Annotated in this window: 15 protein-coding genes and 1 pseudogene; 11 read left to right on the top strand and 5 right to left on the bottom strand. The window is 40.1% G+C overall.

Going from position 1 to position 14,645, the window contains the following annotated elements:
• Positions 1 to 87: 87 nt before the first annotated feature.
• Positions 88 to 423, bottom strand: a complete 336-nt coding sequence (locus ACPW7N_RS13145; RefSeq protein WP_425651552.1) for a DoxX family protein — start codon at positions 421 to 423, stop codon at positions 88 to 90.
• Positions 424 to 549: 126 nt separating this feature from the next.
• Here ACPW7N_RS13145 and ACPW7N_RS13140 point away from each other — a divergent pair, with 126 nt between their 5' ends.
• Positions 550 to 1,242: a Crp/Fnr family transcriptional regulator gene (locus tag ACPW7N_RS13140; protein WP_425651651.1), complete on the top strand. Its 693-nt coding sequence runs from the start codon at positions 550 to 552 to the stop codon at positions 1,240 to 1,242.
• A gap of 174 nt (positions 1,243 to 1,416) precedes the next feature.
• On the opposite strand, the gene ACPW7N_RS13135 is transcribed toward ACPW7N_RS13140, so the two are convergent.
• Positions 1,417 to 2,163, bottom strand: coding sequence for an IclR family transcriptional regulator (locus tag ACPW7N_RS13135; RefSeq protein WP_425651551.1), 747 nt, complete (start codon positions 2,161 to 2,163; stop codon positions 1,417 to 1,419).
• Positions 2,164 to 2,325: 162 nt separating this feature from the next.
• Positions 2,326 to 3,177, bottom strand: coding sequence for an alpha/beta hydrolase (locus tag ACPW7N_RS13130; protein ID WP_425651550.1), 852 nt, complete (start codon positions 3,175 to 3,177; stop codon positions 2,326 to 2,328).
• Between the two features lie 329 nt (positions 3,178 to 3,506).
• Here ACPW7N_RS13130 and fdrA point away from each other — a divergent pair, with 329 nt between their 5' ends.
• The 10 genes from fdrA to ACPW7N_RS13080 all read left to right on the top strand — a co-directional run bounded on the left by fdrA (position 3,507) and on the right by ACPW7N_RS13080 (position 13,047).
• Positions 3,507 to 5,045, top strand: a complete 1,539-nt coding sequence (gene fdrA / locus ACPW7N_RS13125) for an acyl-CoA synthetase FdrA (RefSeq protein ID WP_425651549.1) — start codon at positions 3,507 to 3,509, stop codon at positions 5,043 to 5,045.
• A 3-nt stretch (positions 5,046 to 5,048) separates the two neighbouring features.
• A complete protein-coding gene (locus ACPW7N_RS13120) occupies positions 5,049 to 5,234 on the top strand; it encodes a hypothetical protein (protein ID WP_425651548.1) in 186 nt (61 codons plus the stop codon).
• A gap of 4 nt (positions 5,235 to 5,238) precedes the next feature.
• Positions 5,239 to 6,468: a YlbE family protein gene (locus tag ACPW7N_RS13115; protein ID WP_425651547.1), complete on the top strand. Its 1,230-nt coding sequence runs from the start codon at positions 5,239 to 5,241 to the stop codon at positions 6,466 to 6,468.
• A gap of 24 nt (positions 6,469 to 6,492) precedes the next feature.
• A complete protein-coding gene (locus ACPW7N_RS13110; protein ID WP_425651546.1) occupies positions 6,493 to 7,293 on the top strand; it encodes a DUF3100 domain-containing protein in 801 nt (266 codons plus the stop codon).
• 31 nt (positions 7,294 to 7,324) lie between these two features.
• Complete coding sequence (locus ACPW7N_RS13105) at positions 7,325 to 7,825, top strand: hypothetical protein (RefSeq protein ID WP_425651545.1); 501 nt, start codon at positions 7,325 to 7,327, stop codon at positions 7,823 to 7,825.
• Positions 7,826 to 8,006: 181 nt separating this feature from the next.
• Positions 8,007 to 9,560 (top strand): AbgT family transporter, encoded by a 1,554-nt coding sequence (locus ACPW7N_RS13100; protein ID WP_425651544.1) that lies wholly within the window; start codon positions 8,007 to 8,009, stop codon positions 9,558 to 9,560.
• A gap of 17 nt (positions 9,561 to 9,577) precedes the next feature.
• Positions 9,578 to 10,432: an oxamate carbamoyltransferase subunit AllH family protein gene (locus ACPW7N_RS13095; protein WP_425651543.1), complete on the top strand. Its 855-nt coding sequence runs from the start codon at positions 9,578 to 9,580 to the stop codon at positions 10,430 to 10,432.
• A 16-nt stretch (positions 10,433 to 10,448) separates the two neighbouring features.
• A complete protein-coding gene (gene arcC / locus ACPW7N_RS13090) occupies positions 10,449 to 11,426 on the top strand; it encodes a carbamate kinase (RefSeq protein ID WP_425651542.1) in 978 nt (325 codons plus the stop codon).
• Between the two features lie 55 nt (positions 11,427 to 11,481).
• Positions 11,482 to 12,453, top strand: a complete 972-nt coding sequence (arcC, locus tag ACPW7N_RS13085) for a carbamate kinase (protein WP_425651541.1) — start codon at positions 11,482 to 11,484, stop codon at positions 12,451 to 12,453.
• A 225-nt stretch (positions 12,454 to 12,678) separates the two neighbouring features.
• Positions 12,679 to 13,047 (top strand): hypothetical protein, encoded by a 369-nt coding sequence (locus ACPW7N_RS13080; RefSeq protein WP_425651540.1) that lies wholly within the window; start codon positions 12,679 to 12,681, stop codon positions 13,045 to 13,047.
• A gap of 359 nt (positions 13,048 to 13,406) precedes the next feature.
• Here ACPW7N_RS13080 and ACPW7N_RS13075 read toward each other — a convergent pair.
• Together ACPW7N_RS13075 and ACPW7N_RS13070 are read right to left on the bottom strand one after the other, a co-directional pair.
• A pseudogene (locus tag ACPW7N_RS13075) lies at positions 13,407 to 13,727 on the bottom strand (ATP-binding protein); the annotation flags it as partial.
• A gap of 87 nt (positions 13,728 to 13,814) precedes the next feature.
• The gene (locus ACPW7N_RS13070) at positions 13,815 to 14,177 is read right to left on the bottom strand and encodes a hypothetical protein (protein ID WP_425651539.1); all 363 of its coding nucleotides are present in this window, start codon (positions 14,175 to 14,177) and stop codon (positions 13,815 to 13,817) included.
• Between the last annotated feature and the right edge of the window lie 468 nt (positions 14,178 to 14,645).

The following is a 14,645-nucleotide window of genomic DNA, read 5'->3' as shown; positions in this document are numbered from 1 at the left end:
GGATAAATTATGGAGTTTTTTTTAGGATTTGGTATATGTATGGGGAATCAATGAGCCAATCCTTTGTTAGGGGAGTAACTTTTGTTGTTACTTCGCTATGAGAAAGATGGACAAACACAACATCAATAAAGCGTTAATCGCCATATACGGTTTATGTTTAGCTCTGAATAAATGGGCGTGGATAGCACCTACCATAAGAACTGCAAGTAATGAAGCAGAGTAGTTCAATAGTTCGGGGAACATAAATCCACCCAGTATTCCTATGACTCCAATCGCCTCAAGAGTAGCAATAACATACATAAACCAGTACGGGTAACGATATTCATTCCAGTGTTGAACCATTTGTTTGGTTCGGAGAAATTTCATTGCCACCGAGATGCTAAACATAACAGCCAAGATGACTTGAATGATAGAAATGAGCATATACAAACACTCTCCCTTTTGATATTGTGCAAAGCTTTTACTATATACTATAAAGTAGTGGGGCTATGGCTGAATGTAGGCTAGCCTACAAAGTTGGTGGCAGGAGGGGGTTTTTTATTGGATAAGATGAAGTATTTATCACGAATTCAATTATTTAATGAATTGGATATGGAACAAATAAAAAACCTGGAGCATGCTACTCCAGCCGATGTCATTAAAAGAAAAACAACAATTGTTTCTCCTCATATGCCGCAAAAACGGCTGTATTTGGTGAAATCAGGGATGGTTCGATTGTATCGGATTCTAAAATCAGGGAAAGAATTGACTGTTGATATATTAGGAGAGGGAAACATCTTTGGTGAGATCGAACTCTTTACGACATGGTCAGATGGTTTGTATGCGGAAGCAATGGAAGATTCAATTATTTGTAGTATAGGTAAAGAGGAATTTGAATCGATTGTAAAATCACACCCGGAGCTAGGGCTTAAAATGATTGAGATCGTTTCGTCACGGCTAAAGGAAGTAGAGGAAATGCTAGAGCTCATAGCCTATGGAAGCGTACGAAAAAGACTCCTTTACTTGCTCTATAAATTATCTCAAAAGTTTGGGCGAGCACTGGATTCAGACCAGGGGTGGGTTCAGTTGGAGGTCAAGCTAACGCATCAAGAATTAGCTAGTACGGCTGGAAGTATTCGTGAAACGGTGACCGAGCAGTTAAAGAGTTTTGTTTCAGAAGGGTTGATAAGTCAGGCTAGTTTACGCAGCCCCTTGTCGATACAGCCGGAACGGATTCTGAGTGCGATGGAAAAATGCCATTGAAAAATTTGCTGTTACAAGCAGCATGGTCAACTGTGCCACAAGCAACGGAAACGGTCTCGGTCTGGGGGACGTTGCAGATTTTCCAAACTCGCTGGAACTGTATCATAAATAACTGACGTTATTAAAAGACCTTTGCCCAATGGACAAAGGTCTTTGCTAGAAATGGCGATTTGTTTATTTTTCCGGATCATGAAATCCTAGAGATCTTGAGATTAAATTGCTGTATAACTTTATCGATTTTATTAACTCACTGCGTTGATTTAAGGTTATTCTGTGGCTTGGCCCGGATACAGATATAGCTGCTACATTTGATCCGGTGTTATCGAACACAGGCGCAGCAATGGCGTAAACTCCTTCTTCTTGTAATCCATCGTTAACGGCAAACCCCGTTTCTCTTATTCGGGAAAAATAATCCTCAGTATAATATGTGTCATTTCCAACGATTCTTCTTCTTTCGTTATACGGAAGCCATGCAAGTAAAACCTCTCCAACAGCACCCCGCTTTAAAGGTAAGACCTCCCCGACAGACACAGACCTTCTCAACGGTTGATGGCTCTCTACACTGGCAATACAGACACGATTTTCATTTTGAACAATATATAAACTGGCTGTTTCATTATAGATGTCTCTTAAATTGGTAATCACGGGCATTGCCAAATCCCTGATATTTGACTTATCCATCAATACTTTCATAAATTGGTACATTTTATCTCCAAGAGAGTATTTCTTTTGGAAATCTTTTTGTAAATAGCCTGCTTCCACAATCGTTTGAAGTAGTCTTCCCACGGTACTTGTACTTAGTCCAGTCTTTTCAGAGATTTCCGTTAAGGACAAGTTTACATTTTCTTCGTTAAAGCAATCTAAAATGAGTAACCCTCTCTCCAAAGATCGTACGTTTGGTGAATTTGTTGAATTTGTCATACTACCCTTCCTTGCTAAAGTGATCTATATGCCACAGCAGGTCTATCAAGATTGAAAATAATTAAGAATAACAAACCCATATTGACTACTGTAAATAAAGAAAAGTCAAAGTTCAATAGGCAAACATAGTATTTTATAGAAACCTTTACTGATTGAAAAACCTTATAGAGATAACCAGTGGATAATTGACTGGTATAAAATGGATGATTCAGTTTTTTGTGTATCCCTATCAAAATCATGTACTTGGTTGCTAACTTTATAACACATTGTCTGGGGAATCACTTTTGCTAGATGGTAGGTCATTTCAGGTGGAACATCCTGGTCATGGTTGCTAACAGCCAGGAAAGTCGGAGGAAATTTGGCCAACTCATCATCAGATAATGAGTAATTTCCCGCCGATGAACCAGAATCCAGCAAATTGGAAATCCATTCCCCTTTTTGACGATAGTACATGTAAATCGAATATCTCTTATGAATACTTCCACTTGTCAAAGGGTTTGCTTGAATGCTGCGTTCTACTATTTGAGCAGGGATGGCGGTTAAGCTTTGGTAATGCGGATTAGGGAGGCTCAACCCTGGATGTTCCAATGAAAAATAGCTGTATAGACTGATTAGCTTTAATGGCTTTTTCCCCTTGTATCTTGCCGTTAAATAGTTGGAAAGGAAGCCTCCGCTTGATCTGCCAAAAAGGATGTATTCATTCGAGTGAAGATTTAGTTCTCGAACGGCATGGTTAGTAAACCAATCCAACGCCTGCTCACATGAATGCAGGATATCGTTCAGCTTTGATTCAGGGCATAAAGGATAATCGATCGCTAGAAAATTGTAACCGTTTTCCAAAAATAACTTTACATATTCTTTGGGCAAATCATCTCTCGATCCGTAAATAAGTCCCCCACCGTGAATATAAATAATGGTTTTATGTCGATGATGGTCTATAGATTGATAAAAATCAGCTTCTAACAATGCTCCTTCTATTTCTCCATAAAAGATGGTTTGTGTAGGTTTTAACATATACATACTTCCCTTCCCTTTGTAAAACAAAAACCAGAGCGGACAGAATGCTTATTGACATCTTAATAGTACATAAAGTTCATTTTACCGTCCAGTGGCAAAAGTTAAAAAACGTAGCTAATGGAGCAGCAGGTTATGTCCCTATGCTTTTTTTGTCATTAATCGACAAAAAACGACTAAAAACACCATATTCTCACAGCTAATTAGGGATAATTGGGATAAATTATGAGAAAAATGACGAAAAAATTGACGAGTTAGTGACATGTATTGACGCATTTTTGTTCCGGGTTTATTATTGCGGTGTTCACAAATTCCTAAGGAGTGGGAAAATGAAAAAGAAAACAGTAGTCCGCAAGGGTGTGTATTATGACTCAGTGAAGCTGATGCTGGTGACCAACGAGTTAAACACATTTGAAGGAATAAAAGAAGCAGCTGTTGTAATGGGGACGGATCTTAATAAAGAAACATTGGAACGAACAGGGTTAATGTCCGAAGAAGCAGCGGAGGCTGTTCCGACCGATATGATTATTGCCATAGAAGGGGAAAATGAACAGACAATTGAGGAAGCTTTACTAAAGCTGGACTCATTATTGAATGCTAAATCATCATCCAATTCTGGTGACCGGTATAGACCAAAAAGCCTTGAAACTGCAGTGAAAATGCAGCCAAACAGTAGTTTGTGCATCATCTCTGTCCCTGGAAAATATGCAAAAGATACAGCAATGGAAGCATTAAAAAACAATCTGCACGTTATGTTGTTCAGCGACAACGTGACGCTGGAAGAGGAACTGGAATTAAAAAATTATGCGGTTAAAAAGGATCTGCTCGTTATGGGTCCAGACTGTGGGACAGCCTTAATTAATAATGCACCGCTATGTTTTTCCAATAAGGTAAAACAGGGGGATATTGGGATAGTCGCAGCTTCCGGAACGGGAGCTCAAGAAGTCATGACACTAATCTCGGCCAATGGCGGCGGTCTAACTCAGGTAATTGGTACGGGTGGAAGAGATTTAAGTGAAAAGATATCTGGACTTATGGTTTTACAAGGGCTGAAAGCGCTTAACAATGATGAAGCAACAAAGGTCATTGTTCTGATCTCGAAGCCGCCAGCAAAAACAGTTAGTGACAAAATTATCAAATTCATTCATGAGAATGTAAACAAGCCTGTCATCATTAACTTCTTGGGAGAAAAATTTGAAAATAACCAAGACGGAGACATTTATTTCGAATCAACACTGGAGGATACCTCACTCAAGGCGTTAGAGCTGGCAGGATACCGTCAGGGCAATGCTCCATTACTGACTGATGCGCAAATTATCAGTATTGCTCGAGAGGAATCCCAAAAACTGCAAAAGGGCCAAAAGTATATTAGAGGATTGTTTAGCGGTGGAACGTTGGCTTACGAATGCTTGTTCATTTTGGAAGAAAAATTTGAACTGGTAGAGTCCAATCTATCGAAAAAGCATAAAGTGAAAAACATCCAAAGCTTAACTAGCCATACTACGATTGATTTTGGCGAGGATGAATTTACTGTTGGACGTGCTCATCCAATGATTGACCCCACATTGCGGCATGAAGTTTTTGAGAAAACCCTAAACAATAAAGAAACAGCGGTTATTGTTCTCGATATTGTTTTGGGTTATGGAGCCAATCTCCAGCCACAGAAGACATTTGTCGAGACACTGAAACAATATAAAGGACAATATGTTTCGGTTATTGCGAATATCTGTGGTACGGATGAAGATCCACAGGATTATGAAACCATCGTAAATGAATTAGAGAACGCAGGGGTTATCATCATGCCTAGTAACCAAACCGCAACGAAACTGGCATTGCGAATCGTGGAGGAACTGAAACAGGAGGGGTAATGGATGAAAATCAATGATTTATTTAATAAAAAGCTTGAGGTTATCAACATCGGAATCGAGCAATTCCATGATGATTTAGTCAAACAAGGCTTTGAAGTGATTCAACTAAGATGGAGTATTCCGACTACAGATAACGAAAGAATCAAAAACGTTCTGGACAAATTGGCTCTATTAGATGAGGAGGAATAAGACAATGAGTAGAAAAGAAGCAAACGCTGAGGTATTAAAAAGATTTCAAGATTCAGATGTACGATTGATCGGTATGGGATTGGCAAAAGATGTGATCCCTGGAATGCATGAAAAACTGTTTTTACACGCTGGACCTCCCATTGAGTGGGAAAGAATGTGCGGACCAATGAAAGGAGCTATTATTGGCGCAATCCTTTATGAGGGATTAGCAGAAACAGAAGAGCAAGCCTATCAATTGGCTGAATCGGGAGAAATCCAGTTTGATGCGAACCATGAGCACCAAGCGGTTGGACCAATGGCAGGGATTATCTCCGCTAATATGCCAGTGTTTATTATGAAAAATATGACATATGGAAATATTGCTTTCTCGAATGTAAATGAAGGTCCTGGAAAAGCTTTGCGGTTTGGTGCCTATGGAGAATCGGTAATTCAAAGGCTGCACTGGATGAAAAATTCATTGTATCCCGTTTTGAAACAGGCGATTGAGCTGTCTGGCGGAATTGATTTCAAGGCTATCGCTACCCAAGCATTGCAAATGGGCGATGACAACCATAATAGACATAAAGCTTCCACAAGCTTATTCATGCGTGAGCTAGCTAAGTATTTGGTGATGGTTGATGCACCGAAAGAAGATGTGTTTGCAGTTGCCGAACATATCGAGAAAATTGACATGTTTAACGTAAACCTGGTTATGGCAATGTGCAAAGCCATGGCTGATGCTGCTACAGGCATTGAAGGCAGTTCCATCGTGACCGTAATGGCCAGAAATGGCGTCGACTTTGGAATCAAAGTAAGCGGAACTGGAAACAAATGGTTCAAAGCTCCTGCCAATATTCCAACAGGGCTCTACTTCCCAGGATTCTCAGAAGAAGACGCGGCTCCGGACATTGGTGACAGTGCCATCACAGAAACATATGGAATGGGCGGATTTGCTCTGGCTGCAGCTCCAGCAATCGTTCAGTTTATCGGTGGAACCTATCAGGATGGGGTTAATATTACCAACGAAATGTATGAAATTACCGATGTTGAGAACAAAAACTTTAAAATGCCAACAATGGATTTCCGTGGAACACCAACAGGAATTGATATTGTCAAAGTCTTAAAAACGGGAATTCAGCCTATCATTACTACTGGTATGGCCCATAAGGAGCCAGGAATTGGACAAGTTGGCGCAGGAATTGTAAAAGCTCCAATGGAGTGCTTTATCCTTGCTGCTGAAGATTTAGTTAAGTAAAAATAGAAACAGGAGGGTTATATAATGGAAGCTTTGAAAAATTGGAAGCTGCATCTATTTGCACTCATCATTGTTGTGATCAGTGAATTGATTGGGATCAGACATATAGGAATTATGGTGTTAATGCCGATTCTTTATGCCACCATTCTTGGCGGAGTAATAAGCTGGCCGAAATTAAAAATATTAAATATGAAAGACATGGAACATGCTAGCGCTATTTTCCCAGTCGCTCTTATGATTTTGCTTGCAAAAGTTGGATTGGGAGTTGGTCCTCAGTTAGATGCCATCATGGCTGCAAAGGGCACCTTGTTCATTCAAATGTTTGCGCACTTCTTGGGGATTGTTATTTTGGGCTTACCGGTAGCCATGCTGTTAGGCTTGGGAAGAGAATCCATCGGGGCAACTTACTCGCTTGGACGTGAGGCTCAAGTAGCTATTATCGCTGACAAATTCGGGTTGAACACTCCTGAAGGACATGGAGTTATGGGTGTATTTATTGTAGGAACAGTGCTAGGTGCATTATGGACAAGTGTTTTTGTAAGTGTTATTGCGGCTCTGGATATTTTCCATCCATATGCTCTAGCCTTAGGTGGAGGAAATAGCAGTATGAGTATGTCTACCGCGGCCTTAGAGGTTATTACCCAGAACTATCCAGATGCAGATATTGATAAAGTTCAAGCTTATATGAATACGTCAAACCTCATTACAAACGTCATGGCGATTTATGTAAATATGTTCTTGACTTTACCGTTAACGGTTTGGTTATACAACTTCTTTGATAAATTCAGAAAAGGGAATAAACCCCAAGTGAATGCAGCTGCTTAATTGAAATGAATGTATATGGAGGCGAAAAAAGATGGACGACAAATCGAAAGTTTTCGAGTTTGGAAAAGTAAAAATCGCATTCTTCCTGCTTTTCATTGCCGGTATATTGACTGCAATCGGTAACACAATTCAGACCCATGTTAAAGAAGGATTGCATCCTGTTTCTTTCGGACAATCACTTACAGGCGCCATGGTAATCTTCGGTGTGGCCATGGTCGGTTATGTGATCAGTCAATTGCCTTATCTGAAGAAACTGTCACCTGTTTTCTGGGTTGGTATCATCGGAGTCATCATGTCTTCACCAATCTTCCCAGGACACGATTTCATTGCAAGCCAATCGAAAGTCATTCAATTTGCCGCTTTAGGAACACCAACTTTGGCATTCGCAGGTTTGGCGTTGGGTAAGGACCTACCAATCTTAAGAAGACTGTCGTGGAAGATCGTTCTTGTAGGTCTGGCTGTTATTTTGGGTAGTGTCTTGTTGGCAGCGATTATCTCAGAATTCCTGTTGAGAATGGAAGGCATCATTTAATAATTGAACGGAAGGCTTTACTTAGAGGAAGACATGTATGATTCTACTTGTAATCGTTAAAAATTAGATTGGAGATTTCATACATTTCTTCCTTCATTTTTGTCCTCCTAGATTGGGCTGAATAACACGAAAAGTCCTTAAAATCCAACAAGCTTCGTACTTGAAGGAGGTATCGTTCGATATGAATGATGGCCTTTTAACAAAGAAAACATCGATAACCGAAAGAATTTTAAACTCTTTGGAGAAATCCGGCAATAAACTGCCGCAGCCTACCACTCTATTTGCCATACTTGCTCTTATGGTCATGATTGGTTCAGCTGTTGCTTCGTTTTTCCAGGCATCGGTAGATATTCAACAAGTCGATTCTGCAACAGGACAAATTAAGGATATTACCATTACGGCCAAAAGCCTTGTAAACGAAGATGGAATTCGTTTCATATTTGAAAATGCCATTGCGAACTTTACCGGCTTTGCTCCGGTAGGAATTGTTTTGGTGGCGTTATTTGGGGTTGCAGCGGCAGAAGGTACCGGTTTATTAAAAGCATTAGTCAAAAAAATGATTTATGGAATTAATCAGCGATATATAACGGCTATGATTATCTTTTTGGGTGTATTGTCACATGTAGCATCTGATGCCGGATATGTGGTTGTTATTCCGCTTGGGGCCATAATTTTTAATAGTCTTGGAAAAAATCCCTTAGCGGGGATTGCGGCCGGATTCTTTGGAGTCTCTGGTGGTTTTAGCGCCAATTTATTGCTAGGGTCCATCGATCCATTGTTGGGAACATTCAGTACAGCAGGTGCAAATGTTTTAGACCCAAGTTATTATGTATCTCCCACTGCGAACTACTATTTTATGGCTGCTTCGGCTTTTTTAGTAGTTATCGTAGGGACACTCGTTTCGGAAAAAATAGTGGAGCCGCGATTGGGAAAATATCGTGGTGGCATTGAAGAAAAGTTGGAGCCGATTACCAAGGAAGAAGCAAGAGGGCTGAAATATGCCTTGGTTACCTTACTCATATCCTTGGGAGTTCTTTTTCTCATGATATTACCGGAAGGGGCAGTCCTGAGAAATCAAGAGACAGGCGATATTATCACAAATTCTCCTTTCATGAATTCAATTGTGATTATCGTTACGCTTCTATTCTTCCTCCCGGGAGTCTTCTATGGAATAGGTGCCAAAACGGTTAAAAATGATCGCGATTTATTGAACGCAATGAGTACCATGGTTAATACGATGGGAAGTTATTTAATTTTAACGTTTGTAGCGGCGCAATTTGTTGCCTTTTTCAAATATTCAAATTTAGGCACAATACTCGCTGTAAATGGTGCCGATGTATTGAAAACTACAGGATTAAAGGGAATCCCCTTGTTAGTTGTGTTTATATTGCTTTCGTCGAGCATCAATCTCTTTATAGGTTCGACGGTAACAAAATGGAGCATAATGGCACCTGTTTTTATCCCAATGTTTATGATGTTAGGTTTTTCGCCTGAATTAACTCAATTGGCTTATCGAATTGGTGATTCGGCCACACACATCATTTCTCCACTGTTGCCATTCGTAGGGTTGGTGTTGGCATTTGCCGACAAATACCAAAAGAATATAGGCATCGGTACCATGATGTCTATCATGTTTCCCTATTCGATAATTCTTTTAATTACTTGGACAGTGTTCCTAATCATTTGGCTGTTGTTGGGAGTGCCTATTGGTCCCGGGGTGCCGGTTAACTTTTAAGGAAAGTGAGGACTAACATGCATATATCCCGAATCGACAGTGAGTTATTCAGGTTAATAAAAGAAGAGAAAGTGACCAGCATCAATATCCAATCATCATTTCAAACATCATTAAGCGGGTATTCAGGTGATTATTTCATAACGATTTTAAACAGCACAAAAGAACTGCTGCCTATGAGTATGGTCATAGGCGGAAATGTTGACGAACTAAACATACACAATAAGAACAGTTTAACAATTTCAAACGATGAAGCCTCTCCTTTGTTTTACGATGAACGTACTGCTGGTGAAGACCTCCATGTCCAAAAGGCGGAAGACAGTTCAATAAACAGAGAAACTCTTCATGAGGTGAGGAATTTTCTGATTGAGAGCGCCATGGCTGAAAGCTTCTACCCGCTTCTGACCAAGACTAGAATGGTAGAGCTGCCTGCTGGAAAGGAAAGTAGTTTCTTTGGGAATGAAAGCTTCATGATCGAGAAGGTTAAAACCTTTTTGGTTTGTTTATCTAAAGGGGATTTATGCTCAGCACCTAATATAACCGGTTTCGGCCCAGGACTTACTCCCTCATCAGACGACTTTTTGCTTGGTTTATTAAGTGTCTTGCTGTATGCCGGGGATGAGAAATCAAAAACACTCATCCAATATCTAACTGCATACAAGGAAAAAACAACAGAAGTGAGTAAATGGATGCTGCATTATGCTTCCATCCACAGCTTGTTTCCCAATGTAGTTAAGCGATTTTTCAAAGCTTCAGGGGAAAACAGGAAAAAGGTGTTGCAAGATTTTTTATCCCATGGAGGAACGTCTGGAATCGATTTGCTATGTGGCATCTATACGGGTTTGTTTCTGTTATTTAAAGATGAAGGAAGCTGAATGGGGAGTCAGGCAAATGAAAAATCGGATTGTTATTGCACTGGGTGGAAATGCCATATTTAATCAAGACCTGACAGCTGCCGGTCAACAAAAAGTATTGATTGAGACGGTGAAAAAAATTGTTCCGCTGATTCGAGAGGGAAACCAAGTCATTATTACTCACGGGAATGGCTCTCAGGTTGGGAACCTTTTGCTGCAACAGAAAGCAGGGGAATCAGAACAAACGCCAGCTTTGCCACTTGATACTTGTGTCTCGATGACCCAAGGAAGCATTGGATATTGGTTACAGAATGCTTTCATTAATGAGCTGAGGAAGAACAGTATCAATAAAAGTGTTGTTTCATTAATAACACAAGTAAAGGTTCGAAAAGGGGATTATGCCTTTCATCATCCGACAAAGCCAATTGGTCCCTTTCTAAGCAGAGAAGAGGCTATTGCCGAAAAAAAACGAACAAACTCCGTTTATATCGAAGATGCAGGCAAGGGCTGGAGAAAGGTAGTCCCTTCGCCAGACCCGGTAGAGATAGTTGAAGAAGAGATTATCAGAAAAATGGTGGAAGAAGATGTTCTGGTTATTACCTGTGGCGGCGGCGGTGTCCCTGTCATTGAGGAAAACGGACAGTATGCAGGGGTAGAGGCAGTAATTGAAAAGGATTTGATTTCGTCAAAGCTTGCAAGAGTCATAAACGCAGACTACTTGGTTATTCTGACAACAGTCAGTAACGTGTATATCCACTTCAACACACCACATCAAAAGAAAATTGAACGAATTGATAGCAAGTCACTCAATACCTTGAAAGAAGAAGGGCATTTTGCAAAGGGAACGATGCTTCCTAAAATTGAAGCAGCATTGCAATTTTTGGAGAATAATCCTCAAGGGAAAGCAATTATCACTTCGGTGGACAATGTTGCAAATATCTTTTCATCAAAGCCAGGTACGCTTGTGACCACTACGATTCAATCATCCAATCAGGATATTTTTATGAAGACGTAATCTTAACATAATCTTGCCCAAATAGTGGGGATCAAGGCAACAGGAGGAGAATACAGTGAAGGAATTAGTAATTGTCGCGATTGGTGGCAACTCATTGGTAAGGGATAATGGTCGGGATTCCATTAATGACCAATATGAAGCGGTCTGTGAAACAGCGAAGCACATTGCTGACATGGTTCAGCAAGGCTACGATGTGGTTGTTACACATGGGAATGGTCCACAAGTTGGCTTTGGCCTGAGACGAGCAGAGATTGCAAACGATATTGCAGGAATGCCAACTCTTCCGCTTGTCAACTGCGTAGCGGATACCCAGGGAGGAATTGGATACCAGATTCAACAAGCATTAACGAATGAATTTGCAAAAAGAAATATCAACAAAAAAGTGGCAACGGTTATTACACAGGTCGAAGTAAGTCCGGATGATGCCAATTTCAAAAATCCAACAAAGCCGGTGGGATCGTTCTTTTCACCTGAACAGATAATAGAAATGCAGAAAGAGCATCAGGATTGGATTTTCGTTGAGGACGCTGGCCGCGGCTATCGAAGAGTGGTTCCATCACCAAAGCCAATCGATATTGTAGAAAAGGATGCAATTAAATCATTAATTGCTTCAGGGTTTGTTGTGATTGCAGTTGGCGGCGGCGGGGTTCCTGTCGTAAAGAAGGATAAAGACTCTTATGTGGGCGTAGATGCTGTGATCGATAAAGATTTTGCAACAAGCTTGCTAGCCGAACAAATTGAAGCAGATACGTTAATTATTACAACTGGCGTATCAAGGGTTTACATTAACTTTGGAAAACCAAATCAAAAGGCACTTGAGGAAATCTCTGTTGAAGAAACAAAACAATATGTCCTTGAAAACCACTTTGCAAAAGGCAGTATGCTTCCTAAAATTGAGGCAAGCCTTAATTTCTTGGAAAACGGAGGCAAAAGGGTAATAATTACTGACCCGGAAAGCCTAAAGAAAGCTTTACTTGGACAATCGGGTACTCATATTGTGAAAAGTCAAATGTATACAAAAATATAACACTTAATCAAGAGGAACTATGATTCGCCAGCCTGGTATACATCAGGTTGGCGATTTCTTTGTCCACTTCTAGGATGAAGCCATGCATGTTATTCCTAACTATTATTGTTGAAAAATAGGTTGATAGAGTAGGTAAAATATACAATCACTTATTGATAGTCTTCATATAATGCTTTTGAAAATGGAAAACATTTTCGAAAATATATATGGAGGAGAAGATGCATTATGGCTTTTAAGTATTTTTCAACAGGAGTGATAAGAACGGGTATTGCCACTGCTAAAGTTCACGCTGAATTATTAAATCTTGACCCAACTAATACCCGGCAAGTACAAGTCAAAATAAAAAACTGGGCTAATGGAACTATCATTCATGACCAACTTTATACACTAAATCCAAATTCCTGGAGCTTTGCTGTAGATGTTGCTTTAGCGCCTTTCGATCACTATGAAGTGCGTTTTGCTCTAGAACCTGATATCATTGCCAATGTTTTTGGTTATGATGGTAGCAGTCCGGATTTAGTAAATATTGTAGGAAACACTGTTTTATTCCATCAGTTAGTTCCGATTCAATCATCATCATTTGCATTAAACTAACTATAATTCATGACCCTTCCATATATTGTGGAAGGGTGTTTTGACTCAAAAAATTCACCGATAGAGGCGTTAAGGTGAGCCATATCATAAGAAACGGCATAGTGGGGCTGAAAAATAACAATATCGATTGCAGTATATCGTGCCTATAAAGAGGTAGTACTAGATTTGTTTACATCCCTTATTGTCAGTTTCTGTTTGGCAAACAAGATTGCTAAGCCCATAATCAATACTGTGGAACCAAATAACATCAAAATTCCTCCCCCTTGGTAAAGCAGACTTCCCAGTAAGGGTGCTGTTGCCATCCCTATTTGGGTGATCTGACGAAGAATTTACGAAGAAGTTCATGGTATTGGAAAAAATTATTGATCGGCTATTGGGAAGGCTACTCTGCTACACGCACTTGTGGCAATGGCAATCACTTCAACAAGTGTACGAACCACATTGCTTTCAGCCGAAATGGTTCCATTATGTTGCGATACAATATTCTTAGTAATGAATAAGCCAAGACCTGTACTTCCCTCTTGATGGGTTCGGGACTGGTCGCCGGTGAAGAACATATCAAAGAGATGCGGCAAAATATCCGGCGGGATCACATCACCATAATTGATTACTTGAATCACGACATCTTGGTCATCAATATAACCATTGATATCAACATACAGACCGTCGCTTCCATAACGGATATGCAAGTGTGGTAAATGTAAAGAAAACCACTCCATTGTTAGGAGTGGTTTTGTTATACAATTGTAAACTTTTCTCACCAACAGTTAGCACACTTGTGCCAGTTTCAACAGCCAACAATTTGTACTATCTAAAGTGAGAGTGTTCTTTGCTTTATTAACTGCCGAGATAGCTAAAAATATTAATACATCATCACCGGTATTGTTGTGAAAAAGAACTTTATTTGGCTTCAGATCGCCAAAACCACCTCGAGCTCTGAAGGTTCCTGTAGACGGCAAAGCTTTCACTACAAACGTAAAGTCTTCATTTCCTAGTAAAAAATTTAACCTTTTAAGCACTAGCCGTTGCCCCTTTTTTACATTGATCACGATAATTTGTAGGTCTCTGGATTGGCCAGGACTTACAGGAATAGGATTTTTTCCGCCGACAATTCCATTTAGTTGAAGCATGCAATTCTCCTCCTTATAGTTGTTATTCTGTAGAATATTCTTAGAATCTAGAATGGTATAAGAAAGATGCCAGAGAAAAATGAAATTGTGCAGGAGGTTATTGAATACCTTATGGTCTGAGATCATTGGTAAGATAGAGATTCATGTGAGGTGAATCCCGATAATGGACTAGAGTTGGGAGCATCTACTATTATGCAAGAACCCAAAGTAGCAAAGCAGCGAGAATGCGATAAAATGGATGATTGAATATTGGCTGCAGTGCGATCGGCAAAATATCTCGATAACTGGATTGGCAACGGGGCAAAGAAAATGATGGAAGACCGGGATTGGCGGAGAAAAAGAAAAAGTCGCTTTGCTATCATCAGATAGTGGTCAAGACCCCATTTAGTGGACATTGAAAAAAGCTCCTAAACCGCAAGCTGGCGTCGGTACTCAATCGGCGTCAGCTTCTTTAATTTTCTTTGTGGT

The organism is Brevibacillus nigriterrae (genome assembly GCF_049846925.1).
Lineage (GTDB): Bacteria > Bacillota > Bacilli > Brevibacillales > Brevibacillaceae > Brevibacillus_H.
Note: the sequence above shows the minus strand (reverse complement) of the source record. Positions and strands in the feature narration are given on the sequence as shown.

Excerpts from the sequence above, each read along its gene's own strand:
- ACPW7N_RS13145 (WP_425651552.1), bottom strand. The coding sequence starts at position 423 with ATGCTCATTTCTATCATTCAAGTCATCTTGGCTGTTATGTTTAGCATC.
- ACPW7N_RS13140 (WP_425651651.1), top strand. The coding sequence starts at position 550 with ATGAAGTATTTATCACGAATTCAATTATTTAATGAATTGGATATGGAA.
- ACPW7N_RS13135 (WP_425651551.1), bottom strand. The coding sequence starts at position 2,163 with ATGACAAATTCAACAAATTCACCAAACGTACGATCTTTGGAGAGAGGG.
- ACPW7N_RS13130 (WP_425651550.1), bottom strand. The coding sequence starts at position 3,177 with ATGTTAAAACCTACACAAACCATCTTTTATGGAGAAATAGAAGGAGCA.
- fdrA (WP_425651549.1), top strand. The coding sequence starts at position 3,507 with ATGAAAAAGAAAACAGTAGTCCGCAAGGGTGTGTATTATGACTCAGTG.
- ACPW7N_RS13120 (WP_425651548.1), top strand. The coding sequence starts at position 5,049 with ATGAAAATCAATGATTTATTTAATAAAAAGCTTGAGGTTATCAACATC.
- ACPW7N_RS13115 (WP_425651547.1), top strand. The coding sequence starts at position 5,239 with ATGAGTAGAAAAGAAGCAAACGCTGAGGTATTAAAAAGATTTCAAGAT.
- ACPW7N_RS13110 (WP_425651546.1), top strand. The coding sequence starts at position 6,493 with ATGGAAGCTTTGAAAAATTGGAAGCTGCATCTATTTGCACTCATCATT.
- ACPW7N_RS13105 (WP_425651545.1), top strand. The coding sequence starts at position 7,325 with ATGGACGACAAATCGAAAGTTTTCGAGTTTGGAAAAGTAAAAATCGCA.
- ACPW7N_RS13100 (WP_425651544.1), top strand. The coding sequence starts at position 8,007 with ATGAATGATGGCCTTTTAACAAAGAAAACATCGATAACCGAAAGAATT.
- ACPW7N_RS13095 (WP_425651543.1), top strand. The coding sequence starts at position 9,578 with ATGCATATATCCCGAATCGACAGTGAGTTATTCAGGTTAATAAAAGAA.
- arcC (WP_425651542.1), top strand. The coding sequence starts at position 10,449 with ATGAAAAATCGGATTGTTATTGCACTGGGTGGAAATGCCATATTTAAT.
- ACPW7N_RS13080 (WP_425651540.1), top strand. The coding sequence starts at position 12,679 with ATGGCTTTTAAGTATTTTTCAACAGGAGTGATAAGAACGGGTATTGCC.
- ACPW7N_RS13070 (WP_425651539.1), bottom strand. The coding sequence starts at position 14,177 with ATGCTTCAACTAAATGGAATTGTCGGCGGAAAAAATCCTATTCCTGTA.